The 24,090-nt window shown below is 35.3% G+C and carries 16 protein-coding genes; 7 read left to right on the top strand and 9 right to left on the bottom strand.

The features are described 5' to 3' along the window. Positions 1-498: 498 nt before the first annotated feature. The 5 genes from F6K54_RS07950 to F6K54_RS07930 all read left to right on the top strand — a co-directional run bounded on the left by F6K54_RS07950 (position 499) and on the right by F6K54_RS07930 (position 10,728). Positions 499-1,674 (top strand): pyridoxal phosphate-dependent aminotransferase, encoded by a 1,176-nt coding sequence (locus tag F6K54_RS07950; RefSeq protein WP_293076265.1) that lies wholly within the window; start codon positions 499-501, stop codon positions 1,672-1,674. A 1,016-nt stretch (positions 1,675-2,690) separates the two neighbouring features. Further along, positions 2,691-5,687: a tetratricopeptide repeat protein gene (locus tag F6K54_RS07945; RefSeq protein WP_293076263.1), complete on the top strand. Its 2,997-nt coding sequence runs from the start codon at positions 2,691-2,693 to the stop codon at positions 5,685-5,687. Positions 5,688-5,696: 9 nt separating this feature from the next. Beyond that, positions 5,697-7,073, top strand: coding sequence for a tetratricopeptide repeat protein (locus F6K54_RS07940; protein WP_293076261.1), 1,377 nt, complete (start codon positions 5,697-5,699; stop codon positions 7,071-7,073). Position 7,074: 1 nt separating this feature from the next. Further along, positions 7,075-8,130 (top strand): tetratricopeptide repeat protein, encoded by a 1,056-nt coding sequence (locus F6K54_RS07935; protein ID WP_293076259.1) that lies wholly within the window; start codon positions 7,075-7,077, stop codon positions 8,128-8,130. Further along, positions 8,131-10,728: a tetratricopeptide repeat protein gene (locus tag F6K54_RS07930; RefSeq protein ID WP_293076267.1), complete on the top strand. Its 2,598-nt coding sequence runs from the start codon at positions 8,131-8,133 to the stop codon at positions 10,726-10,728. 1,200 nt (positions 10,729-11,928) lie between these two features. On the opposite strand, the gene pheA is transcribed toward F6K54_RS07930, so the two are convergent. Then, positions 11,929-12,819 carry a prephenate dehydratase gene (gene pheA / locus F6K54_RS07925; RefSeq protein ID WP_293076257.1) on the bottom strand — a complete coding sequence of 297 codons (891 nt, stop codon included), beginning with the start codon at positions 12,817-12,819 and terminating at the stop codon, positions 11,929-11,931. Between the two features lie 337 nt (positions 12,820-13,156). Between pheA and F6K54_RS07920 the strand changes: the two genes are divergently transcribed. Then, complete coding sequence (locus F6K54_RS07920; RefSeq protein ID WP_293076255.1) at positions 13,157-13,747, top strand: DUF1997 domain-containing protein; 591 nt, start codon at positions 13,157-13,159, stop codon at positions 13,745-13,747. Positions 13,748-13,831: 84 nt separating this feature from the next. Further along, positions 13,832-14,416, top strand: a complete 585-nt coding sequence (locus tag F6K54_RS07915; protein ID WP_293076253.1) for a DUF1997 domain-containing protein — start codon at positions 13,832-13,834, stop codon at positions 14,414-14,416. 341 nt (positions 14,417-14,757) lie between these two features. Here F6K54_RS07915 and F6K54_RS07910 read toward each other — a convergent pair whose 3' ends face one another. The 8 genes from F6K54_RS07910 to F6K54_RS07875 form a co-directional block, all read right to left on the bottom strand. After that, positions 14,758-15,396: an LON peptidase substrate-binding domain-containing protein gene (locus F6K54_RS07910; protein ID WP_293076251.1), complete on the bottom strand. Its 639-nt coding sequence runs from the start codon at positions 15,394-15,396 to the stop codon at positions 14,758-14,760. A gap of 389 nt (positions 15,397-15,785) precedes the next feature. Next, positions 15,786-16,094 (bottom strand): 30S ribosomal protein S10, encoded by a 309-nt coding sequence (rpsJ, locus tag F6K54_RS07905; RefSeq protein ID WP_202219847.1) that lies wholly within the window; start codon positions 16,092-16,094, stop codon positions 15,786-15,788. Positions 16,095-16,460: 366 nt separating this feature from the next. Further along, positions 16,461-17,690, bottom strand: coding sequence for an elongation factor Tu (gene tuf / locus F6K54_RS07900; RefSeq protein WP_293076249.1), 1,230 nt, complete (start codon positions 17,688-17,690; stop codon positions 16,461-16,463). A gap of 749 nt (positions 17,691-18,439) precedes the next feature. Further along, positions 18,440-20,515 (bottom strand): elongation factor G, encoded by a 2,076-nt coding sequence (gene fusA / locus F6K54_RS07895; protein ID WP_293076247.1) that lies wholly within the window; start codon positions 20,513-20,515, stop codon positions 18,440-18,442. Between the two features lie 272 nt (positions 20,516-20,787). Beyond that, positions 20,788-21,258, bottom strand: coding sequence for a 30S ribosomal protein S7 (gene rpsG / locus F6K54_RS07890; protein WP_293076245.1), 471 nt, complete (start codon positions 21,256-21,258; stop codon positions 20,788-20,790). Between the two features lie 121 nt (positions 21,259-21,379). Continuing rightward, positions 21,380-21,754: a 30S ribosomal protein S12 gene (gene rpsL / locus F6K54_RS07885; protein ID WP_293076243.1), complete on the bottom strand. Its 375-nt coding sequence runs from the start codon at positions 21,752-21,754 to the stop codon at positions 21,380-21,382. Between the two features lie 539 nt (positions 21,755-22,293). Beyond that, a complete protein-coding gene (locus F6K54_RS07880) occupies positions 22,294-22,617 on the bottom strand; it encodes an iron-sulfur cluster assembly accessory protein (RefSeq protein ID WP_293076241.1) in 324 nt (107 codons plus the stop codon). Positions 22,618-22,647: 30 nt separating this feature from the next. Then, positions 22,648-23,058, bottom strand: coding sequence for a phosphomannose isomerase type II C-terminal cupin domain (locus F6K54_RS07875; RefSeq protein WP_293076240.1), 411 nt, complete (start codon positions 23,056-23,058; stop codon positions 22,648-22,650). Positions 23,059-24,090 lie beyond the last annotated feature (1,032 nt).

The raw sequence follows: 24,090 nt of genomic DNA, 5'->3' as shown, positions 1-24,090 counted from the left end.
CAAGCACCACAAACTACTCTGTTTGCTAGATTCTAGCATAATCTATACAACTAGATCGGTATAGCTGTATCAATATATATAAACTTATGTTAATAAATATTAGTAAATCAACAATAGTTAATTAGCCCCTAATTCACAGTCGATGTGTTGGTGAAATTATCAAGATATTAAGAACTAGAATAATTCACGATTAAATAGCTTTCAGCTAACATCTTGGGTAGACACTCCTTTTAAATTGTATTGTTCTTAGTTTCAGTAGAAGAAATATAAGTTGTTTGCGGAGCATCCAGTGAGAAAATGCTGAATGCTGAATTGCTAAAAGCTTTTAGTAAATGATAATTTGTTAGACCGTAATTTTAACTAAAGCTACAAGGAAAAAAATCCGAAATTTTTCAATTTTTACTTTTGACTTTGAGAAACTCCTGACTCCTTTTTAATTTGATAATATACACTTTGCTGTTGTACATTAATTTAGTCCAGGAGTCTATCAAAATTACTATGCAGCTTGCCAAAAGGTTAGAACGAATACCACCTTATCTCTTTGCCGAAATTGATCGTAAACGGAATGAATTAGTTGAAAGAGGAGTTGACATCATCAATTTAAGTGTAGGAGATCCAGATAAACCAACACCAAAACATATTATTCAGGCAATGCATGAGTCAATTCAAGACTCTACCAATCATCATTATCCTCCCTACAAAGGTATAAAAGAGTATAGACAAGCAGCAGCAGATTGGATGAAACGTCGGTTTGCCATTGAAGATTTAAACCCAGAAACAGAAGTAATATCTTCAATAGGTTCTAAAGAGTCAATTCACAATACTTTCCTAGCTTTTGTCAACCCAGGAGATTATACCATAATTCCTGACCCTGGTTATCCAGTTTATCGCACCTCAACAATTTTTGCGGAGGGTAAACCCTATCCAATGCACCTCCAGACTGAAAACTGGTTACCAAATTTAAAGAGTATTCCTCAAGAAGTGGCTCAAAAAGCAAAATTATTGTGGGTGAATTATCCTAATAATCCTACTGGTGCGACAGCTACTTTAGATTTTTTTGAGGAATTAGTAAATTTTTGTCGCCATTATGACATATTACTATGTCACGACCATGCTTATTCTGAAATGGCTTATGACGGTTATAAACCACCTAGTGTATTACAAATTCCTGGTGCAAAAGATGTAGCAATTGAATTTCATAGTTTATCTAAGTCTTATAATATGACAGGATGGCGGATTGGTTTTGTAGTAGGAAATAGTTTGGGAATTAAGGGATTGAGTCAAGTTAAATCTAATGTAGATTCTGGAGTATTTAAAGCAATTCAAAAAGCGGCGATCGCTGCATTTTCTACTACTGAAGAAGAGTTGCAAAGTTTAGTAGTTGTTTATCAAAAGCGAAGAGATATTTTAATCGAAGGTTTACAATCTTTAGGGTGGCCGATTAAACCGAATTTAGCAAGTTTATATGTATGGGTTCCGGTTCCCAAAAATTATACATCTCAAGAATTTGTTAACTTATTGTTAGACAAATGTGGCATTATCGTGCCTCCTGGAAATGGATATGGTGCTTCTGGAGAAGGGTTTTTTCGTATTGCGTTAACAGTGGAAGAAGAGCGGATTTATGCAGCATTAAAAAGGATGAAAGATGCAGGAATTAGTTATCAATTAAAGTAAGAAGTAAGAAGTAAGAAGGAAGAAGGAAGAGGGAGGAGGGAAGAGGGAGGAGGAAAGAGGGAGGAGGGAAGAGGGAGAAAGGCTATTAAACAAGAAAAAACTTAAATTTCCTGTAGATATTAACCTTTGGGTTTACCGAATAATTAATAATTCAATAATTCTGGTTTAAAGCTGACCCTTTTAAGGGTAAAAAAGCGGTCGATGGATGGTGTTTTGCTCCGCAACATATAAAGCGGAGCGGCTCTGATAATAGTGGGTCTCGGAGCTATATTCAATCGACCAAGAGAAGAAATAATATTTCCTTATATTCAATTCTGTAACGGTTTTAACCAGAGATAATAATCAATTATCCATTATCAATTAATGAAACAAACAATTGCCTTCGGACATGATATTAAGGGTGAAAAACCTGAGTATTTTCAACTAATAAAGGAAGAGGGAATAAGGAAGAGGGAATAAGGAAGAGGGAGGAAGGTTATTAAGCAAGAAAAAAACTGAAATTTCCTGTAGATATTCACGAAATAATAAGGTCTGAAGCCTCCCCTTTCAAGGGGGTAAAAAAAATCAAGTTCAATATTTCAAGCCTCTGACTTTCCTAGGTTATGCTGCGCAAACAGGTAGAGGTACTGATAACTGATAACTGATAACTGAAATGACCTCTCCTTGAAAAGAAGAGGATTGACTAAAAGGAAATTTTTTCTCCTCTTTGTCGATTGGATATGGCTAGGAAACCTAGCTATCTCACCCTTCGGGAAGCTGCACTAACGACCGCTTTTTTCCTCTTTATTTAAAGGAGAGGATTTAAACCTTAATTATTCGGTAAAAACTCAAAAAATAGATAAAAAGTCTGAAGTTTTTACTCCTGTTGTATATTATTTTTCAGAGCTGTTGCGTTTTTCAACGTTATTTTTTACATAACCAAAATAGAACCACTATAATCATAGCTACAAATTGAAAAATTTAATTCCGCTACTCTAGTTAATTTGAATTAAAAATTTTGTAAGTAGGCTCAACCTATGGAAAATCAGACATCAGAAAATCTTTTTAAATCCGCAGTGAAAAATTATCAAAAAGGAAATTTAAAATTAGCGACAAAAATCTGCCACAAAATCTTAGAAAGAGATGGAGAAAATTCACGGTCTCTACATTTATTAGGAGTTATTGCTGGTTTAGAGGGGCAACCAAAAGAAGCAGTTTCCTACCTCACTAAAGCTGTGCAACTAAATCCAAATAATCCCGAAATTCATAGTAATTTGGGTCTGGCACTGAAGGATAACCAGCAATATAAAGTAGCCATTCAACATTATCAAAAAGCCATTGAACTTAGACCAAATTATGCCGAACCATATAACGGTCTAGGTAACATATTTTTAGAGCTAGGAAAATTTGCAGCAGCCATTAAACATTATCAAAAAGCCCTTGAACTTAAACCAAATTATGCCGAACCATATAATGGTCTAGGTAAAATATTTTTAGAATTAGGAAGACTGGTGGAATCTCAAAAATATTATCAACAAGCTCTTAAATTAGACAAAAATCATGCAAATATTCACTTTGGTTTGGCAGTTATTTTACTTAAACAGGGAAATTTTATTCAAGGATTTTCTGAATATGAATGGCGCTGGCAAAAGAAAGGTTTTAGAACTCGTAATTTCTCTCAACCTTTGTGGGATGGCTCAAGTTTTCAGGGCAAAACTTTGTTAGTTTATACTGAGCAAGGTTTAGGAGATTCTATTCAATTTATCCGCTATATTTCTCTGGTGAAAAAATTAGGAGGACGTGTAATTGTTGAACTTAATCAAGCTGGGTTAAAATTATTATTTAGCACTATCTCAGGAATTGATGAATTATTTGTTATAGGTGAAAAATTACCAGATTTTGACCTGCAAATTCCATTGATGAGTCTACCTAGAATTTTGAGAACTACCTTAGAAACTATACCTGCTAAAATTCCTTACTTATCTGCGCCAAAGTTAACCAATTTTCCCATCCCACTTGCTCCAGAAAAAAATCTCAAAGTAGGGATATGTTGGCAAACAAGTAGTAATACTAAGACCAGTAAAAAACGTTCTTGCCCAGTTCAATATTTAGAGGGAATTCTAAGTATAGGTAAAGCTAATTTTTATATTTTACAAAAGGAAGTATTGCCAGCAGATTTAGAATGGTTGAACTCTCAAACTGAAATAGATAATTTAGGTTCATCTTTTAATGATTTAGCTGATACTGCAGCAGCTATCCAACAACTAGATTTAGTAATTACAATAGATACAGTTATTGCTCACTTAGCAGGAGGATTAGGTAAACCTGTTTGGGTAATATTAAATTTTGATTCTGACTGGCGGTGGATGTTAGATAGAAATGATATTCCTTGGTATCCGACAATGAGATTATTTAGGCAGCCAAAAATAGGAGATTGGAATAGTGTACTTATTGAGGTAAAAGAAGCATTAATTCAATTTCAAAAATCTCCAGAAAATCTTTTTAACTCCGCAGTTAAGAATTATCAAAAAGGAAATTTAAAATTAGCGACAAAAATCTGCCACAAAATCTTAGAAACAGAACCAGAAAATTCGCGATCGCTACATTTATTAGGAGTTATTGCTGGTTTAGAGGGGCAACCCAAAGAAGCAATTTTCTACCTCACTCAAGCTGTAAAACTAAATCCAAATAATCCCGAAATTCATAGTAATTTGGGTCTGGCGCTGAAGGATAACCAGCAACTTGAAACAGCTATTAAACATTATCAAAAAGCCCTTGAACTTAAACCAAATTATGCCGAACCATATAACGGTCTAGGTAAAATATTTTTAGAGTTAGGAAGACTGCTGGAATCTCAACAATATTATGAACAAGCTCTTAAATTAGACAAAAATCATGCAAATGTTCACTTTGGTCTGGCAATTATCTTGCTCAAACAGGGAAATTTTATTCAGGGATTTCTTGAATATGAATGGCGCTGGAAAAAGAAAGATTTTATCTCTCCTAATTTTTCTCAACCTCTGTGGAATGGGTCTAATTTTAATGGCAAAACTTTGTTGGTTTATACCGAGCAAGGATTAGGAGATTCTATTCAATTTATCCGCTATATTCCTTTAGTGAAAAAATTAGGAGGGCGTGTAATTGTTAAATGTAATCAAGCAGGGTTAAAATTATTATTTACTACTGTCTCAGGGATAGATGACTTATTTGTTAAAGGTGAAAAATTACCAGATTTTGATTTACAAATTCCATTAATGAGCTTACCTAGAATTTGCGGTACTACCCTGGAAACTATACCTGCTGAAATTCCTTATTTATCTATTCCTAAATCTACCCATTTTCAGATTCCACCTGCTCCAGAAAAAAATCTCAAAATCGGGATATGTTGGCAAACAAACAGTAAGACTAAAACCAGTCAAAAACGCTCTTGCCCAGTTCAATATTTACAGGAAATTCTCAGTATAGGTAAAACTAATTTTTATCTTTTACAAAAGGAAGTCTCAGTAGCAGATTTAGAATGGCTGAACTCTCAAACTCAGATACATAATTTAGGTTCATCTTTTAATGATTTAGCTGATACAGCAGCAGCAATAAAACAATTAGATTTAGTAATTACAATAGATACAGTTGTTGCTCACCTAGCAGGAGCATTAGGAAAACCTGTTTGGGTAATGTTAAATTTTGATTCTGATTGGCGGACAGATTTAGAATGGCTTAACTCTCAAACTAAAATACATAATAATGGTACATCTTTTAATGATCTAACTGATACAGCAGTAGCAATAAAACAATTAGATTTAGTAATTACAATAGATACAGTTATTGCTCACTTAGCAGGAGCATTAGGAAAACCAGTTTGGGTAATATTAAATTTTGATTCTGACTGGCGTTGGTTAACAGACCGGGAAGATAGTCCTTGGTATCCGACAATGAGATTATTTAGACAGCCAAAAATAGGAGATTGGAATAGTGTATTTGTTGAAGTAAAACAAGCATTAATTGAATTTAGAGAATCTCAGGAAAAGTTAAGATAAAAATTTAATTTGGCAGATCAATATTATCAACAAAATAATTTAGTAGAAGCAGAAAGAATATGTCGTCTCATACTTGCAGAAAAACCTCAAGATTTTCAGGTACTCCATTTATTAGCTGTACTAGAAAATTTAGCAGGTCGAAATGACAAGGCAATTCAGCTTTTGAATCAAGTTATTACTTTGTGTCCTAACTCTAGTCAAGGTTACTCTAACTTAGGAAATATTCTAAAAAATGAAGGACGTCTAGAAGAAGCGATCGCTCATTATCAAAAAGCTATTTCTCTGGAACCAAGTAATAGTAGTAACTACTCAAACTTAGGAAATATTCTGAAAAATGAAGGTCGTTTAGAAGAGGCGATGACTCATTACCAAAAAGCTATTTCTCTGGAACCTAATGATAGTAGTAATTATTCCAACTTAGGAAATATTCTGAAAAATGAAGGACGTTTAGAAGAAGCGATCGCTCATTATCAAAAAGCTATTTCTCTGGAACCGAATGACAGTAGTAATTATTCCAACTTAGGAAATATTTTCTTTCAAAAAAGTCAAGTAGAATCAGCAATAGCTAATTATGAAAAGTCTCTTTTTCTTGATCATAGTAACCCCAAAACAAATTTTAACTTGGGTGTTGCTTGGCAAAACAAAGGAGACTTTTCAAAAGCAGGAACTTATTATCAACAAGCAATTAATCTGCAACCAGATTATGTTCAGGCACACCATAATTTAGGATTTATTTTTCAGGAACAAGGAAATTTCACTGCAAGTATTGCCTCTTACCAAAAAGCTATTTCTCTGGAACCAAATGATAGTAGTAACTACTCAAGTTTAGGAAATATCCTGAAAAATGAAGGTCGTCTAGAAGAGGCAGTCGCTCATTACCAAAAAGCTATTTCTCTGGAACCAAATGATAGTAGTAACTACTCAAGTTTAGGAAATATTCTGAAAAATGAAGGTAGTTTAGAAGAGGCAGTCGCTCATTACCAAAAAGCTATTTCTCTGGAACCAAATGATAGTAGTAACTACTCAAGTTTAGGAAATATTCTGAAAAATGAAGGTAGTTTAGAAGAGGCAAACGCTCATTATCAAAAAGCTATTGAACTAGAGCCAAATTTTCCTGTTTCTCATCTTAATTTAAGCTTGATTTTACTACTAACTGGAGACTTAAAGTCAGGTTTTCAAGAATATCATTGGCGTTGGCAAGCTGACAAATATCTATCTTTAATACAGCCAGAAAAACTTTGGAATGGGTCTAATTTAGTAGGTAAAATAATCCTACTTCATGCCGAACAAGGGTATGGCGACACAATTCAATTTATTCGTTATCTTCCTCTAGTTAAAAAAACAGGGAGGGCAAATAATTTTAGCTTCTCAGAAACCTTTAATTAGATTGCTGGAAAAAATTCCTGGAATTGAGCTATGTATAGCAGAAAATTTAAGTTGTCTCAGTTTTGATGTTCATGCTCCATTGTTAGAATTGCCTCGTATTTTTGGTACTACTTTAGATAATATTCCTCCACCAATTCAGAATTTAAACATACCTGATATTCACTGGATAAAATTAGAATCTCCAGAGAGAAATTCTTTGAAAGTTGGTATTGTTTGGAAGACCAACCCCGATAGTCCAACTGCGAGTAAACGTTCTTGTAAGTTAAAATATTTTCAATCATTGTTAGACATAGCAGGAGTAACTTTTTATAGTCTGCAAAAAGAGCCTGGATTAGATATTCAATTATTAGAAACATTACCTATATTAGATTTAAGTAATCAGTTAAATGACTTTGCTGATACAGCAGGAATTATTGCTCAACTTGATTTAATTATTACTGTTGATACGGCAGTGGCACATTTAGCAGGAACATTAGGTAAACCTGTGTGGATTTTATTACCTTTTGCGCCAGACTGGCGATGGTTGTTAGATAGAAATGATAGTCCTTGGTATGCCACAGCTCGATTATTTAGACAGCCAAAAATTGGAGATTGGGATAGTGTTTTTATTCAGGTAAAACAGGCATTAATTGAATTTATGGAATCTCAGGAGAGTTTACCAGATTTACCAGAAAATTTTGACCAAGCATATCAATATTATCAACAAAATAATTTAGTAGAAGCAGAAAGAATATGTCGTCTCATACTTGCAGAAAAACCTCAAGATTTTCAGGTACTCTATTTATTAGCTGTACTAGAAAATTTAGCAGGTCGAAATAACAAGGCAATTCAGCTTTTGAATCAGGTTATTACTTTGCGCCCTAACTCTAGTCAAGCTTACTCTAACTTAGGGAATATTTTGAAAAAAGAAGGTCGTTTAGAAGAAGCTATCGCTCATTATCAAAAAGCTATTTCTCTGGAACCAAGTAATAGTAGTAACTACTCAAATTTAGGGCTAATTTTTTTAGAAAAAGGTCGAATTGAGTCAGCAATTATTAACTATGAAAAGTCCATATAAATTAATCCTCACAACTCATATACAAATCTCAATTTAGGCTTTGCGTGGGAACAAAAGGGAGATTTATCAAAGGCAAGTATCTATTATCAACAGGCAATTAAAATCAAACCCAGTTATACCGAAGCATGGTGGAATTTAGGGAATATTTTAGAAAAACAAGGTCAAATTGAGTTAGTAATTGAATATCGTCAAAAAGTTCTTGAAGTAAATCCAGATCATATTGAAGCATATCGTTCCCTAGGCTCTATCTTTTTAAATTTAGGAAAACTTGCGGAATCTCAAAAATATTATGAACAAGCTATTAAATTAGATAAAAATCATGTAAATTATCATTTTGGTTTAGCTGCTGTTTTGCTTAAACAGGGAGATTTTATTGCCGGATTTTCCGAATATGAATGGCGCAGGAAACATGAGCATTTTATTAAGCGTAATTTCTCTCAATCTTTGTGGGATGGGTCAAATTTTTTAGGAAAAACTTTATTAGTTTATACCGAACAAGGTTTAGGAGATTCTATTCAATTTATCCGCTATATTCCTCTAGTTAAAAAATTAGGAGGACTTGTCATTGTTGAATGTAATAAAGCTGGATTAAAATTATTATTTACCACGGTTTCAGAAATAGACGAATTATTTGTTATAGGTGAAAAATTGCCAGATTTTGACCTGCAAATTCCATTGATGAGTCTACCTCGAATTTTCCAAACTACCCCAGAAACTATACCTGCTGAAATTCCTTATTTATCTGTTCCAAAATCAATCGACTTTCCCATTCCATTTGCTCCAGAAAAAAATCTCAAAGTTGGAATATGTTGGCAAACAAAAACAAGTAGTATCAGTGGAACGAGTCAAGTACGCTCTTGCCCAGTTGAATATTTACAAGAAATTATCAATATAGATACAGTCAACTTTTACATTTTACAAAAAGAAGTCTTTCAAACAGATTTAGAATGGCTTAACTCTCAAACTAAAATTCATAATAATGGTTCATCTTTTAATGATCTAACTGATACAGCAGCAGCAATAAAACAATTAGATTTAGTAATTACAATAGATACAGTTATTGCTTACTTAGCAGGAGCGTTAGGAAAACCTGTTTGGGTAATGTTAAATTTTGATTCTGACTGGCATTGGTTAACAGACCGGAAATATAGTCCTTGGTATCCGACAATGAGATTATTTAGACAGTCAAAAATAGGAGATTGGGATAGTGTATCTAAACAAGTTAAAGAAAACTTGGAAAATTTGCTAGATAATAATTCTCCAACCAATAAAACTTCTGAAAAAAAGGGTATTAAATTGTCAGAAGAATCAATTACAAAAGCTTTAGCACAAAATAAATCTGGCAAACATCATAAAAACACAACTTTATCTACCTTCATAACTTCTCAAAAAAATCTACAAACTAAAACTTCTACTTTTGAAATAATGAAAATAATTGCTATTGGCTGGCCATTAAATCCGATAACTGGTTGGGGTATTTATGGCATTAATCTTACTCTCCAACTACTTAAAAACCCAGAATATCAACCCCTATTATTAACACCTCCTTCTATTCAACCTGGAATGTTAAATCCCCTACATCAAGCTTTACTAAATCCAGCTTTTGATGCTCAGAAAAATTTGCAAAATCAACTCAAAAATCACCAAGGCAAAAATATTAACTTCAACTTACCTATCTTACAAGCTTTAGGTAGTAATTTCTCTGTAAGTAATAATATTGTAGGAACCAAAAATATTGGAATTATTTTCTCAGAAAATACTCAATTTACCTCAGAACAAATTAATCGCTCCAAAGCTTATGATTTGATTATTACCGGATCTACCTGGAATACCAAAATTCTAGAAAGTAATGGTATCAAACCCGTACAAAAAGTTTTACAAGGCATTGACCAAACAATTTTTCATCCCGCACCTAAATCTAATATTTTTGGCGATCGCTTCGTTATTTTTTCTGGAGGCAAACTAGAATATCGTAAAGGTCAAGATATTGTCATAGCAGCTTTTAAAATATTCCAAAAACGTTATCCAGAAGCACTATTAATTACAGCTTGGCATAACTTCTGGCCTCAATTTATGGTAGGAATTGAACAAACTGGAAATGTTGTAGGATTACCGAAAATTAGTCAAAATAAACGTTTACAAATTACTCAATGGTTACTAGAAAATGACATTCCTAGCAATGCAGTTATTGATGTTGGTCCGATTCCTAATTATATGGTAGGACAAATATTACGAGAAGCTGATGTGGCTGTATTTACAAATCGCTGCGAAGGCGGTACAAATCTTGTTGCAATGGAAAGTCTTGCCTGTGGTATCCCAACAATTATTTCTGCTAATACTGGGCATTTAGATATTATTAATAACTCTCATTGTTATGCCTTAAATAATCAAAATCCTGTGAAACCTACCCCACAGTTTCCAGGTATAGATGGTTGGGGAGAATCTGATGTTGAAGAAGTAGTAGAAATGTTAGAAAAAGTTTATTTTGACCGAGAAGATGCTCAACTTCGGAGCAAAACTGCTGTTAGCTTTATGAAAGATTTGACTTGGGAAAAACAAATTCAACGTCTGCTTTTTGTGCTGCAAAATGTAATTTAGGAAGTTATACCAAGGGCACTCAATATTTACTACAAATAGTGAGATTTTTTATAGGAGTCAGGAGTTAGAATAAATCACTTAAATATCATTTATTCTTGTGAGTATCTCTTTTTAATCAAAGATATATCCGAACGATCATCTTTTAAGTTTCACCCTTGATTTTAAATCTTCTTTTTTTCACCCTTGATATTAACCCTCTTTGAACACAAAATATTTTCAGTCAAAAAACAGGAGTCAGAAGTCAGTAGTCAGGAGTTAGAATAAATAGGGTTTGCTGAAAAATATTTTAGTAGGGGTAGGAGACAGGAGATAGGAGACAGGAGGCAGGAGAAATGGGAATGAGCGAGGAGGTAGGAGTAAGAATTGTCCCTTAATTTTTCTGCCCAACTATGCGCCTAAAATACGCTCCTTTTTGAGCGTGAAGAGCTGAAAACCAGGTACTTTTTTCGACCCAAAAAAGGCTAAAGTCTTTATCTGTCAATGCTTTTATATTTAATCAGCAAGCCCTAAATAACTTAAATATCATTTATTCTTGTGAGTATCTCTTTTTAATCAAAGATATATCTGAACGATCATCTTTTAAGTCTCATTATGATTTTAAATCTTCTTTTTTCACCCTTGATATTAACTCCCTTTGAACACAAAATATTTTCACTCAAAAAACAGTAGTAAGGAGTTAGAATAAATCACTTAAATATCATTTATATCATGTCCGGTAGCATCGTTTGTGTATAAAATTAAGGTGAAAATAGGAGAAAACCTTCTGCCTCCTGCCTCCTGCCTTATTTCCACCAAAGTCTAATTATTCAACCGGACATGATATTATTCTTGTGAGTATCTCTTTTTAATCAAAGATATATCTGAACGATCATCTTTTAAGTTTCACCCTTGATTTTAAATCTTCTTTTTTCACCCTTGATGTTAACTCTCTTTGAACACAAAATATTTTCATCCAAAAAACAGATATTTTATCAACAATGTGCAAATTATACCAATTCCTAAAAATAATGCTATACTTCATTAAGATTTCACTTATTAAGTAATAATAATCTTTCAGTAATGTTTGTAACGATACTCGGTATTAAGCCAAGATATCTTATGTCTTTGAACCCTACTCCCTACTCCCTACTGCCTACTCCCTACTCCCTACTATCAAAAAAATGTAGCAAAAATGCGTGATATTTGATATTACTTTATTTGTTAATTGAGCGCCATAATTGTATAACTGCCAAATATTTTTAGAGTTTCTGTATAGGTCTTCAATTCCTCTATTGCCATTTCGATCAAATTATCATTATTCTTAGCTTCTATATCAATAAAAAATAAATATTCCCCTAGCAATCGCTTCGTAGGACGAGACTCTATTCTACTCATATTAATTCCCCTTTTAGCAAATACCTCCAAAGGCTTCACTAAAGCTCCTGGTACATTTTCAGGAACACTAAAACCTAGAGAAATAAAAACAGAACTTCCCGGTTTATTTATCCCATTAATTATTAGTTTTAAATCAGAATCATCTATTTCTGTACATCCTTCTTTCAATACCCAAAAACGAGTATAATTGTCAGGATAATCATTAATTGGATAAGCTAATATAGGTAATTGATAAAGTTCAGCCGCTCTTTGAGAAGCGATCGCTGCGGCACTCCGATTCTTACCTAAATGTCGCAATGCTTCTGCAGTAGAATTATCCGGAATTTGCTGTACTTGTGGCAAAAATTTTTCTAACCAACCTTGACATTGAGCTAAAGCTTGTGGATGAGAATAAACTGTTTTAATCTCCTCAAAACTATCAGCTAATGATATTAATCCATGAGAAATAGGCAAAACTAATGCTGTTTGAATCTCTAAAGAGTCCAATTGCCAAAGTGTATCCAGAGTAACAGTCACACTCCCTTCAATAGAATTTTCTACAGGCACAACTGCCAAATTAACTTCCCCTTGAGAAACTGCCCATAAAGTTTGAGCAATACTAGGATATGGACAAAGAAAAGATTTTTGACCAAGCTGACTCAGTTTATTAGTAAATGCCACTGCTGCTGTCTCGGCATTAGTACCAGCAGGGCCAAGATGTGCAATTGATATGGTCATAGAATCTCCATTTTATTTTAGATTTTAGATTAAAAAGAGTTTCGGTAACAACGCCAGATTTTTCCTTCTTCCTTATTTCTTCTTCCTTCTGCTATAAACCCAATTTCTATAAAATTGAATAAGTTACACTTCGTAAAATTAAGTTACATTTCTTTAATCAGTTCTCATCTATCAACCATTATGATTACTAGAATTACTCAATTTTACCTAGATCCCCTGCTAGTTAATGACTAAATTTGAATAAATAGTTCAGTATGATCCAGGTCACATTAATAAATGTGAAGATTTCATAAAATTTAGGTATTAAAATATTGATTTTTATACAAATATACAAATAATGATTACTAGATTCACCGCATCCCAATCAGTAGATATTCCCGTAGTTGAACAACAAGTTCCTATTCATCACTATCTTCGTCAACCGAAACGCCTAGTCAATGCTTTGGTAGATCCAACAAGATTAGAGCAGTTAGACAAAGACATCTTCCGCCTCAAAATGCGTCCACTACACTTTATGATGTTAACTATTCAACCAACTGTAGATATACAGATTTGGGCTAGTCCTAATGGCACAATTTACTTAAAGTCAAAAGGTTGTGAAATTCGTGGCGTAGAATATATTAATCACCGTTTTGCCCTGAATCTAGTTGGTATTCTTGAAACTTACCAAATTAAAGGAGTTACTCATCTCAAGGGCAAGGCAGATTTAGAAGTTAAGGTAGAATTACCTCCTCCATTATGGTTAACACCTCTACCAATTTTAGAAACAACTGGTAATGGTTTACTGAAAAGTGTATTAATGACAATTAAGCAAAGATTGACCCATCAACTATTAACTGATTATCATAAATGGGCTTGTGATGAAACTGAAATATTAACAAATAGCGAACAAGGTTCTGTTGTATCTACTGGTAGTCAGGCAGTTTAATTTAGCAGTATTTAGTTCTCTCTACTCAAGGTTGATGTAAGTTGTTACAAAACTTAATATACTCTAATATAAGGTAATTATGGTTTGAATAAAAATCACTTACTTTTACTAGCTACTATGTACAATAATTTTTTTGCATCTCAATCTGTCAATATACCTGTTCCACAGCAGTCTATAAGTATTCACAGTTATTTAAGTCAACCAAAACGTATTGTAGAAGTCCTAGCAAACTCTAATTCTATAGAAAAATTAACTAACGATACATATCGTTTGAAAATGAAACCTCTCAAATTCTTTATGTTGAAAATTGAACCAATTATCGACATGAAAATTTTGACAACTTCTGAAGGAGTCGTCAACTTAAAGTCTGTTGATTGTCAACTTAAAGGGATTGAAATGATTAATGAACATTTTCAATTGAATCTCAATGGTACAATGCAGCCAATCAAAATTCATCAGAAAACTATTCTAGAGGGAAAAGTAGAGTTAGCCTTACAAATATTTTTACCTCCTCCTTTCAACAAAATACCCAAATCAATTTTACTATCTACAGGTAATAATTTATTAGGTAGTATCTTACTCAAAATGAAGAAAGGATTGATGCATAAATTATTATTAGACTATAGCAACTGGGCAAAGTCAGAAGAGAGGAGTTTACTAGCTGCTTAGTTGACTAAAACAGTATTTTATGAAGTTGTCATACCATTTCACGGAAGTCAAAAGTCAAAAGTTAAAAGTTAAAAGTTAGAAGTAATATTTTTAGGAGTCAAAACTTTGACACTACAGTAATTTCACCGAAATTATTTCACATCTAAAGGAGCGAAACTATTTGTAACATTCTTTTTTCACCCTTGGTATCAGAAAGCTGATGGAAAAATTAGATTTAGGAAGTGAGTCAGAAACTACAATGAAGTAGCTTCCTAATTCCCACTACCAATTATTGAGCTATATATTCTGTTAATAACTTCCTCTAAACAAAAGCCTTGAATTTACAACATCATTGCTACAGTTTATTTTAAAGTATCTTTCAGAACAGTTCTAGCTGCAAGATGATTGCGAGTAGATGTGAGAATTTCTACTTCTCTTTCTAACCTAGTAGCAGTATCTTGCATCTCCAAAAGAGCTTGCTGTTCAGTTGCTACTCCATAGAGATTGCTAGCCACCCAATATGACAATTCTTTTGGTAAACTAGGAATATCAGTTGGTAATTCTATACTCTGGTCCATAAGTTTACCTGAAAGATGAACTACATCTTTTAGCAAAGCTTCAACTTGATTTGCCAATTCTCCAAGAGTATTTTCTGAAGAATCATCTTCTATCCACTCAACTAAACCAACTAGATAAGGTTTCTCTCTAATTGTGTCTAAAACTCTAAATCTTTGCTCGCCTACTGTCAAAATCTTCATCCGATCGTCAGGTAAGCGTTGGTAGTTCTCAATTTTAGCGCAACAACCAGTGGCCACAACTCGGTCTTGATTAGAGTCCCACATCAAAATTCCAAATCTACTATCGCTCTCTAGAACTGTATTCATCATAATTCTATAGCGAAATTCAAAGATGTGTAGTGGTAGAGGTCTACCTGGAAATAATACTACTTCTGGTAATGGAAATAGGGGAAGTTCTCGAACAGCTACAGAAGAGGATGCCATCTTTCATCATTAAAATAAAGTTCTGGTTCTTAATAGTTCTTATACTTTAGCTGATTTTTCTATTCTTGAGATATCTATGGGCTTACTATTTTTGATTTTTGGGAATTTTTATATATAGCAGGGAACAGGGAGCAGTAGGTAGGAAAAGCATTTCTCTGTCTTACCGTTCATCAGCAGCATAAGTCAAACACCAACTCGTTCCTTGCTATAAATATCAAGATAATTTGGAGTTTTGGTAAAAAATTTGTATTGTTGAGCATCAAACACAAAAAATTATAGTGTCTCAGAATTCTTATTCACCAATATATTAATATAAGTCCGAACGATAACTTTAGGCCATGGGTACATTTAATAATTCTAGACTAGGCACTACCCATGGACTAACTTTGCTATAACTTCACTTCAATATCCACACCTGCGGGTAAGTCAAGTTTCATCAGGGCATCAATTGTTTTTGATGAAGGTTGATAAATATCTATAATTCTACGATGCGTCCTAGTTTCAAAATGTTCTCGTGAATCTTTATCAACGTGAGGCGATCGCAATAGACAATAAATGCGTCGTTTTGTGGGCAAAGGTATTGGCCCAATTGCTGTGGCTCCCGTTCTATTTGCCGTATCTACAATTTTCTCACAAGATGTATCTAGTAAACGGCGGTCAAATGCCTTCAGACGAATACGAATTTTTTGCTGTTGAATTGTGGCCATCTCTCTTTAATTTTCTAGGTTCAGATTTTTTAGTTTTCAATTATAAATTGCTAGTTTTCTTAACCAGCAATAGACTTTAATGAAGTCAGAAGCCAGAAGTTATTTTGATCACGGAAATGTTTAAAGATAGCTTATCCAAAATGCACAAAAAGGTAGATATAAACTCAATATAGTTAAAAATAGCTGCTCTAATTCATTTTAGATAGTCATTTCTATCGGTTTCTCCTTTTTTTTTCAATCTCTACCCTTCTTCCTTCTTCCCTCTTCACTTCTTCCTTCATTAATAAGCAGCAGAAAAGCAAATATCAATAATTTATATATATACTTTTCTGCCACTTAATTTTTGAGAAAGTTGTTCTACTCTAGAATTTTAGAAACAACACCAGCACCAATAGTCCTCCCACCTTCACGAATAGCAAAACGCATACCTTGCTCAATTGCCACAGGGTTAATTAGTAGAACTGTCATTTTAATCCGGTCACCAGGCATTACCATTTCTGCTGCACTGCCATCATCAGCAGTAAAAGACTCAATAGCACCAGTCACATCTGTGGTCCGAATGTAGAATTGAGGGCGATAATTGGGGAAGAAAGGTGTATGACGTCCTCCTTCTTCCTTTTTCAGAACATATACTTCAGATTCAAATTTCTTGTGGGGAGTGATAGAACCTGGTTTGGCCAAGACCATCCCACGTTGAATATCATCTTTCTGCATACCACGTAGTAGTAATCCCACATTATCACCAGCCATTCCTTCGTCCAGAATTTTCTGGAACATTTCCACACCTGTAACTGTAGTATTACGAGTATCTTTGATACCTACCAATTCCACCGTTTCACCGACTTTGACCTTACCACGCTCAATCCGGCCTGTAGCTACAGTACCACGACCAGTAATAGAGAATACGTCCTCTACCGCCATGAGGAATGGCTTATCAACATCACGTTCTGGTGTAGGAATATACCCATCAACCTCATCCATCAGAGCGAGAATTTTATCTACCCACTCATTTTCACCCTTTCCTATGTTTGGGTTAGCTGTTAGTGCTTCTACTGCTTGTAAAGCAGAACCAGCAGCGATGGGAATATTATCTCCATCAAAATCATAGTCACTTAAAAGTTCCCGAACTTCCAGTTCCACCAGTTCCAAAAGTTCCTCATCATCTACCATATCTTGCTTGTTGAGGAAAACAACTATATTAGGAACCCCTACCTGCTTGGCCAAGAGAATATGTTCACGAGTTTGGGGCATTGGACCATCAGCAGCAGAAACTACTAGAATTGCACCGTCCATTTGAGCTGCACCTGTAATCATATTCTTTACATAGTCAGCGTGTCCTGGACAATCAACGTGAGCATAGTGACGCCCTTCTGTTTCATACTCTACATGAGCAGTATTAATTGTGATACCCCGTGCTTTCTCTTCTGGAGCTGCATCAATATCAGCATAATTTCTTGCCTTAGCTTTTCCTTGCGCTGCTAGACTCATTGTAATTGCAGCAGTCAAAGTTGTTTTACCATGGTCAACGTGTCCAATAGTTCCAATATTGACGTGAGGTTTATTTCTTTCAAATTTTGCGCGTGCCATTAATTACTCGTTCCTTTTTTCCGTTGTTAATTCCGCTTCCGTTCTTAGAAACTTAGGATTATCTGCAAAAATCTATGATTTTCTTGCTTATAATCTGTTCTATTCCCTATTCCACTGGCTGCATCAGCGTTATTCAGTCCACAAGCTGTCAGGGACGAACTGCCTGCCAAAGCTAGATTCGCTCCTAGCATTTAAGTCTCACCCGCGACTGAAACCACACAGCTAGTTAAATTAGGAAACGGATGCACTGATAATAATAGATAAATTTTTAAAACTCTGCCTAATCCCTTTACCTAATTTTTTTTAGCTTTTGTTTTAGACAATTGCCTACTTTTTCACCTTCTAAAAATCTAGACAATCCTAGACACGCTCTTCATCGGTGACTAAGAGCGAAATTTCTGCTCACCTGTCCATAAGTCTACTGGCAAAGAAGGTTAATGTTCCGCTCAAGCACATTGAGTTTAGGATTCCCTCTGGGGTTTTCATCCTTATGAAAAGTTGAGTGTAAAACACTCCATAATCGTTGCTAAAATCCTCTGGTCTTAGCAGACATAAGTGATAATAACACAAATTAATGGCGTAAAAACATAGACACTTTGTAGATATAAGTCTTGGATAGTCTATGTTTTTAAGCTCTAGCAAGCAACAGTAAATTGCAAGTTTTTATCTAGTTATCAGTGGCTTTATTTTCACATAATCAAACCCAAAGCTAATATTTTAACCTAAAAAACAAACAATTTTCCAGATTATTAAACATATCCTCTGCTTTTAGCAATGATAGTCTCAGCCACATTACGAGGCACTTCCTCGTAATTACTAAATTCCATCGAAAACATACCACGACCTTGAGTTTTTGACCTCATATCAGTAGCATAACCAAACATTTCTGCCAAAGGAACCTTTGCCGTTACTTTAGCCACGCTTGATTCTAACTCTTGATTCTCTATTTGTCCTCTTCTAGAGTTTAGGTCTCCAATAATATTACCGATAAAATCTTCAGGTACTTCTACCTCTACTTTCATCATAGGCTCCAATAATACAGGTGAAGCCTTAGTAACACCTTCCCTGATTGCCATAGATCCAGCAATTTTAAAAGCCATTTCTGAAGAATCCACATCATGGTAAGATCCGTCTACCAGAGTAGCCTTAACATCTATTAATGGATAACCAGCCAAAACACCTGCTTCACAAGCCTCTTTCATTCCTTGCTCTGCTGGACTAATAAATTCTTTAGGTACTGTCCCTCCAACAATTTTAGAGACAAACTCAAAGCCACTACCTAGCTCTCCTGGTTCAATCTCTACGACTACATGGCCATACTGACCTTTACCACCACTTTGACGGATAAATTTACCTTCGGCCTCAACCTGTTGGCGAATAGTCTCTCGGTAAGCCACCTGTGGTTGACCCACATTCGCTTCCACCTTATATTCCCGCAACATCCGGTCTACCAAAATTTCCAGGTGAAGCTCGCCCATACCAGCAATTACAGTTTGATTGGTTTCTGGATCGACACTCACTCGGAATGTAGGATCTTCATCAGAAAGAGCCTGAAGTGCCTGAGATAGTTTCTCCATATCTTGTTTAGTTTTGGGTTCCACAGCTACAGATATAACTGGCTCAGGAACATAAAGAGACTCCAGGATAATTGGATTATCCTGATCACAAACAGTATCACCTGTCAAGGTATGTTTCATACCTACAACTGCTCCTAAATCTCCTGCCCGCAGTTCATCTACATCTATTTTTTCATCAGCTTTTAGAACAATTAGACGAGAAATTCTTTCTTTCTTATCTTTAGTAGAATTGAGGATATAACTACCTTTAGAAAGTACTCCAGAATATACCCGTAAAAAGGTGAGACGACCATAAGGATCTGACATAATTTTGAATGCCAGAGCTGCCAGAGGTGTTTCATCATCTGAAGGTCTTGTATCTAGATCGCCATTTGGCAATGTTCCTTCAATTGCTGGGACTTCTGTTGGAGCGGGCAAATAATCTACTACCGCATCAAGTAGAAGTTGAACACCCTTATTTTTGAAAGCTGAACCACATAACATTGGTACAACTGTACCTTTAATAGTGGCTTGACGTAGAGCTTTACGAAGTTCTTCTTCTGTAAATTCCTCTCCTTCAAGGTACTTTTCTGTCAGAGCATCATCTGTTTCTGCTACTGACTCAACTAACTTAAGACGATATTCTTGAGCTAACTCTTCTACTTCTGCTGGAATTTCCGTTTTTTGAATATCTGTTCCGAGGTCATTGGTATAGATAAAAGCCTTCATCCCCACCAAATCTACAATTCCCCTAAATTCATTTTCACTACCGATAGGAATTTGAATAGGAACTGCATTAGTTCGGAGGCGATCGCGAATTTGCTCATATACCTTAAAGAAGTTAGCCCCTGTCCTGTCCATCTTATTAACAAAGGCCATACGAGGCACTTCGTAACGATCAGCTTGGCGCCAGACAGTTTCTGATTGAGGTTGTACTCCACCTACTGAGCAAAAGACAGCTATTATTCCATCCAGAACCCTCATAGAACGTTCTACTTCTATTGTGAAGTCTACGTGTCCTGGAGTATCTATAATATTAATTTGATGGTCTAACCACTTAGTGCTAATAGCAGCCGCAGTAATAGTAATTCCACGTTCTCGCTCTTGAGCCATCCAGTCGGTAACTGCGGTCCCATCGTGAACTTCCCCCATTTTATGTACTATACCGGAATAAAATAGGATTCTTTCTGTTGTTGTTGTCTTACCCGCATCTATATGAGCTGCGATCCCGATATTTCGCACCTGCTCAAGTAGCATAGTACGTCCCACAGTTACCTCCTTTATCTGTGCTTCAGATTTTTACGCTTAATTAAAATTCTATAATTTTGGGTACAAGTGGTGTTGTTCTTTATTCGTTTCAACTAGCTGTCAGCTATTAGCTATCAACTATCAGCCTAAAAAGGTAGTGCATAGATAATGGTAGTCGTTTAATTTTAGGAGGGGTTTAAATCCCCTTTCCTCCGGAATGCTCCACAAATGCACAAAGCTGACAGCTGATAGCTGAAATGCTGTTTGCGCAGCATTCCGCCAGGAAATGCTTTTTAATAACGATAGTGAGCAAAAGCCTTATTTGCTTCTGCCATTCTATGAGTTTCTTCTCGCTTACGAACTGCATTACCTGTTTCGTTAGCTGCATCCATTAATTCATTGGCCAATTTTAGGGCCATTGTTTTTCCGCCTCTAGTTCTAGAATATTGGACCAACCAACGCAGAGCCAGGCTAGTTCCACGATCTGAGCGGACTTCCATCGGCACTTGGTATGTTGCACCACCCACACGACGGGCCTTAACTTCTACTAAAGGAGTTACATTCCGGACTGCTTTTTCAAATAGTTCTAGAGGATCTGAATTTGTTCTTTCTTCAATAGTTTTAAACGCATCGTACACGATATTAAATGCTAAAGATTTTTTACCGTGACGCATTATGCGTCGTACCATCATACTTACTAATCGACTATTGTACTGTGCATCTGGAGGAACAGGACGTCTTTGAACAACTCTACGACGAGACATATTATCGCAACCAATAAACTAAACTTTTAATAATTTAAATTTGACTGATAGGTACAAAATTCAATATTTATTAAATACTAAATTTTAGCTAATTTTTTCTTGAATTTTGCATTCTAATAACTTAGGCTTTAGGCTTTTTGGCCCCATACTTAGAACGACTTTGTTTACGATCTTTAACTCCTGCGGTATCTAGTGTGCCACGAATAATGTGATATCTCACACCAGGAAGGTCTTTAACCCTACCACCTCTAATCATAACTACAGAGTGTTCTTGCAGATTATGACCAATACCAGGGATATAGGCCGTTACTTCAAAGCCAGAAGTTAGACGTACCCTAGCTACCTTACGGAGAGCTGAGTTAGGCTTTTTTGGTGTAGTTGTATATACTCTCGTGCATACTCCACGACGTTGAGGGCAACTTTTAAGAGCTGGAGATTTAGTTTTCTTCTGAGTTTCTTGACGAGCTGAATGAATTAGCTGTTGGATTGTTGGCATGAGTTATGAGTAACAGTTTTCCTTTTGATTCTTCTTAATTTGTTCCCAATACAATTTAAAGAAGAAGTATATCTTGGTCAATTACTTTTATCTTTAAAAAATATCTACTCGATCAAACAGCCTCTTCATAACGAAGCTATTCTTTAGAGGATGTTTGAAAAGTTGTTGAATACTGAATTTTGCCCCCCTAGCCCCCCAATTCTGTGGGGAACAAGAATCTATTAGCTGGTAAAAGTCCCCTTCTATTGATCCCCCTCCCGTCCCCCGCAGGATCGGGGGAAGCCAGAGGATGCTGCGCTTTTTGTTGAACGGGGGATGCGCGGGGGCGCGTGATGTAGTAAATTAGACTTCTCAGACAACCTCTTAAACTATTAGGAATAAATTACCGCTGCGCCATAGGAACCTTTGGTGCAACGGCCTATTTTTCAGGAAGTTTAGGGAAATTATCAAAACATTAATTTTTTACTTTATCCCTAGTCATTCTAAAAAACTTTACAAACAATCTTTGATTATAGGTTAGTAATACGCTTTTGTCAACATCAAATAGAGAAGGAACTTCCACAACCACAGGTAGCTTTAGCATTAGGGTTGTTAAATCGGAAACCTCCACCCATAAGGTCCTCAGAATAGTCCAAGGTTAATCCATTCAGATAGTTTAGTTGTTCAGAGTCAACTACGACTTTAACTTTCCCACAGTCATAAACTCGATCATTACTAGCTAACTGTTCGTCAAACTCCATTATGTAACAGAAACTACAGCAGCCACCAGATTTAAGCTTCAAACGAAATAAAGCATTTGGATTTTGATGCTTAGACTTTAGACGAGTAATTTCTTGGACTGCTGCTTCGCTCAAGTTAATCATTCACAAATTTTTTTTGCTTACCTGTTAAAATTAAGACTTTGTACGGGCATAATCATCTTGAAAACGAACAATATCATCCTCTCCAAGGTACTCTCCATTTTGTACTTCAATCAATACTAAAGGAATAACTCCTGGATTTTCTAAGCGATGAGAAGTACATTGAGGTACATAGGTAGATTGATTGTTTTGTAGAATTTCTTCTTTGTCTCCACAGAGAACCTTAGCAGTTCCTGAAACAACAATCCAATGCTCGCTACGATGGTAGTGCATTTGTAGACTTAGTCTATGTCCCGGTTTGACCTCTATTCTCTTGATTTTGTATCCAACTCCATCTTCTAAAACTGTGAAAGATCCCCAAGGACGTTCGGTGGTAGGCAGTCCTTTTAAGGAAGAAGGTATAGATAATTTAGGTGTTTGGGCTACCTCTTTAACTTGTACCATTTTTTTAAGATCTCCAAAAAAGATAAAATAAAATACTTATGGTTATGTCTAATCTCATTAACTCAGAGATTATGAGAAACTACATCTCTAAAATCTGGTACACAAATAATTCTCTCACCTAGTATTTTTAGAGGTTCAGACTGAAGACAAATACTCTAGGGGGTCGAGTCAAATTAGATACCATATCAACCATAGCAAAATTACCCCTATTACTGTCATCCCCTATTCAAGCTTTTTGAATATCTCTATCAAATCTTCATATATCTGTAGCGCTACACAAATATGGCACGGACATTTCTCTATTCCCTGATCCCTGATACGGTGTTTCGTCATAACTAAAGTTTATTGTCAAGGGCCAAAAGACTTAATATTATAGAGTTATTTGAAGAAGGCAGAAGGCAGAAGGCATAAGGGAAATTCTTTGTGGATAGTCTTAGACACGCCACTCAGTGTCTACAAACCCCAAGTAATTTTAAGCATCCCATTGACGATGGGGTATTAAACCTGCCACTGTCAACGAAGTCAGAAGTTATTTTTGTAACGGGGATTTGAGCAACTCTCCAAAAATATTACGTTTTAAAAGGCGGGGTTGCGCGACCCATATTATTTTGATAAAGATAAAATCAAGAACTATTTATTGATAGTAGACATCTCCGGCCACTAAGTTTTTGGCAAACCGCAAACCAAAATATAATATTACTTTGAGATTAATGATTGTCAGAGGTCTACTGGCTATAGCTCTCATAATCAGGACTTATATTAAATTCGCTAGCATTGGTGTAATTAGATTCATGATGTGGGAAGTGTGGTGAGATGGAGACCAACCCCTAACCTCTTCGAGGAGGGGAATATTGAGAAAGATTTGGCAATGGCGCATCGGTTGGAACATTTTTTTATACAAAATTAAACAAATTTGATATTACGCAAAAGACGAAGTTATACAACATTTGTAGGGTTTATGTGTCAGTCCTGATTGCTCAAGTTTTACTTCATTTTGCTTTAGCTTTCTTTAGCTTTCTTCAGATTTTTTAA

Source organism: Okeania sp. SIO3B5 (assembly GCF_010692555.1).
In the GTDB taxonomy this organism is placed as follows: domain Bacteria; phylum Cyanobacteriota; class Cyanobacteriia; order Cyanobacteriales; family Microcoleaceae; genus Okeania.
The sequence above is the reverse complement of the archived record's forward strand: the minus strand, read 5'-3'. Positions and strand labels throughout refer to the sequence as shown.

Coding starts and splice junctions, on each gene's coding strand:
- pheA (WP_293076257.1), bottom strand. CDS start 12,819: ATGACCATATCAATTGCACATCTTGGCCCTGCTGGTACTAATGCCGAG.
- F6K54_RS07880 (WP_293076241.1), bottom strand. CDS start 22,617: ATGATTAACTTGAGCGAAGCAGCAGTCCAAGAAATTACTCGTCTAAAG.
- rpsL (WP_293076243.1), bottom strand. CDS start 21,754: ATGCCAACAATCCAACAGCTAATTCATTCAGCTCGTCAAGAAACTCAG.
- F6K54_RS07945 (WP_293076263.1), top strand. CDS start 2,691: ATGGAAAATCAGACATCAGAAAATCTTTTTAAATCCGCAGTGAAAAAT.
- rpsG (WP_293076245.1), bottom strand. CDS start 21,258: ATGTCTCGTCGTAGAGTTGTTCAAAGACGTCCTGTTCCTCCAGATGCA.
- F6K54_RS07950 (WP_293076265.1), top strand. CDS start 499: ATGCAGCTTGCCAAAAGGTTAGAACGAATACCACCTTATCTCTTTGCC.
- F6K54_RS07910 (WP_293076251.1), bottom strand. CDS start 15,396: ATGGCATCCTCTTCTGTAGCTGTTCGAGAACTTCCCCTATTTCCATTA.
- F6K54_RS07920 (WP_293076255.1), top strand. CDS start 13,157: ATGATTACTAGATTCACCGCATCCCAATCAGTAGATATTCCCGTAGTT.
- tuf (WP_293076249.1), bottom strand. CDS start 17,690: ATGGCACGCGCAAAATTTGAAAGAAATAAACCTCACGTCAATATTGGA.
- F6K54_RS07875 (WP_293076240.1), bottom strand. CDS start 23,058: ATGGTACAAGTTAAAGAGGTAGCCCAAACACCTAAATTATCTATACCT.